Raw genomic sequence first — 2,654 nt, forward strand, 5'->3', positions numbered from 1 at the left:
GTTGGTGTTCCCGGGGCAGGGGTCGCAGTGGCTGGGGATGGGCCGGGAGCTGCTGGAGACCTCGCCGGTGTTCGCGGAGCGGATCGCGGAGTGTGCTCGGGCCCTGGAGCCCTGGGTGGACTGGGACTTGGAGGCTGTCCTTCGCGGTGACGTCGATCTGCTGGCGCGGGTGGACGTGGTGCAGCCGGCGAGCTTCGCGGTGATGGTGGGCCTGGCCGCCGTATGGGCGTCGGTCGGGGTCGTACCGGACGCGGTGGTCGGCCATTCGCAGGGTGAGATCGCCGCCGCGTGTGTGGCCGGTGCGCTGTCGTTGGAGGATGCGGCGCGGATCGTCGCGGTGCGCAGTCAGGTGATCGCCGGGCGGTTGGCGGGCCGGGGTGGTATGGCCTCCGTGGCGCTCCCCGAGACGGATGCTGCGGAGCGTATCGCCGCCTGGGGCGGGCGTGTTGAGGTCGCCGCCCTCAACGGTCCCTCTTCCGTGGTGATCGCCGGTGACGCCGAAGCGCTGGACGAGGCCCTCGCCGCACTGGAGGGCGACGGGGTGCGGGTGCGGCGGGTCGCGGTGGACTACGCCTCCCACACCCGCCATGTCGAGGCGATCGAGGACGCACTGTCCGAAGCCTTCGCCGACATCCGCAGCAATGCCCCCATGGTGCCGTTCTTCTCCACGGTCACCGGTGAGTGGGTGCGTGAGGCAGGCGCGTTGGACGGCGGCTACTGGTACCGCAATCTGCGCAGCCAGGTCCGCTTCGGCCCGGCCATCGCCGCGCTCCTTGCCGAGGGCCACTCGGTGTTCGTCGAGTCCAGCGCCCACCCGGTCCTGGTCCAGCCGGTCAGCGAGATCGTGGACGAGACGGGGACGGAGGCCGTCGTCACCGGCTCTCTGCGCCGTGAAGAGGGCGGCATGCGACGGCTGTTGACGTCGATGGCGGAGGTCTTCGTCAAGGGTGTGGAACTGGACTGGACCGGCGTCCTGCCCGCCGGTGCCGACGCCGTGCGGGTGGTCCTGCCGACGTACGCCTTCGACCACCGCCACTACTGGCTGAAGCCCGCCCCCGCGGCGGACGCGGCCGCTCTCGGGCAGGCCGGCGCCGATCACCCCCTGCTCGGTGCCGTGGTCGACGTGCCCGAGACCGGCGGGGTGTTGTGCACCTCCCGGCTGTCCCTGCGCACGCACCCCTGGCTGGCGGACCACGCGGTCGGCGGGGCGGTGCTCGTCCCCGGTACCGGGCTGGTGGAGCTGGCCGTGCGGGCCGGTGACGAAGTGGGCTGCGGGGTCCTCGACGAACTGGTCATCGAGGCGCCGCTGGTGCTGCCGGAGCAGGGCGGGGTGCGTCTCCAGGTGGCCGTCGGCGGCCCGGCGGAGACGGGGTCCCGGACGGTCGCCGTTTACTCGGCGCCCGAGGACGCCCGCGGTGACGTGGGCGTCGACGCATGGACCCGGCACGCCACCGGCACCCTGACCGCAGTGGCGCCGGCCGACCCGGCCGCGCCGCTCACCGATCTCGCCGTGTGGCCGCCCACCGGTGCCCGGCAGGTGGACGTCTCCGGCGGCTACGAGCTGCTCGCCGAGGCCGGTTACGGCTACGGGCCGGTCTTCCAGGGCGTACGAGCCCTGTGGCGGCGCGGCGACGACCTCTTCGCCGAGGTCGCGCTGCCCGAGGACCAGCGGGCCGGCGCCGCACGGTTCGGCATCCACCCGGCTCTCCTCGACGCCGCCCTGCACCCCGCGATGCTGGATGTGGCGCTCGCCGACCCCGAGGGCGAGAACCGCACCGACGACGGCACCGGCGTCCACCTCCCGTTCGGCTGGAACGGGCTCCACCTGCACGCGGCCGGCGCCACCGCACTCCGCGTACGCCTGACCCGCTCCGCTCCCGACGCGCTGTCCCTGGAGGCGGCGGACGAGACCGGCGCGCCGGTGCTCACGCTGCGGTCGCTGGTCTCCCGGACCGTGGCCGCCGACCAGCTCGGCTCGGCCGCCGACGACAGCCGGCACTCCCTGTTCCGCGTCGATTGGACGCAGCTGTCCGGAACGACGGAGCCGGGCACGGACCTGCCGCCCGCCTGGGTCCCGATCACCGAGCCCGCGCACGTCGCCGCACTGACCGACGGATCGGGCGTACCCCCGGTGGTCGTGCTGGAAGCCGTCCGCTCCGAGGCTGCGGACGACGCGGCGGCGCTGGCCATGACGGGACGGGTGCTGGAGATCGTCCAGGCGTGGCTCGGCCGCCCGGGCCTGGAGGCTGCCCAACTGGTCGTCGTCACCCGGGGCGCCGTACCCGCCCTCGGTGAGCAGACCGTGACCGATCCGGCCGCCGCGGCTGTCTGGGGCCTGGTCCGGGTGGCGCAGGCGGAGAACCCGGACCGGATCGTCCTGCTGGACGCGGACACGGAGTCGGACGCGGGCGCGGGCGTGGGCGCTTCGGTCGGTTGGGGTGTCGAGTCGCTGCTGTCGGCTGTGTTGGCGACTGGGGAGTCGCAGGTGGCGGTTCGGGGTGGCTGCTTGTTCGTTCCGAGGCTGGTTCGTGTGGCCGTGTCGGGGGGTGGGGGCGGGTTTTTCGATACGGCGGGTTCTGTGCTGGTCACTGGCGGTACGGGTGTGTTGGGTGCGTTGGTCGCGCGGCATTTGGTGGTGCGTCATGGTGTGCGGC

The 2,654-nt window shown here is 73.5% G+C and carries 1 protein-coding gene; it reads left to right on the forward strand.

Annotated features, from left to right (window positions below; all coding sequences use genetic code 11):
• Positions 1–2,654 (forward strand): acyltransferase domain-containing protein (locus ACZ3ZD_RS35880; RefSeq protein WP_467407236.1); only part of this gene is annotated, 2,654 nt, incomplete at both ends.

It is taken from the genome of Streptomyces sp. NPDC023481, assembly GCF_055560195.1.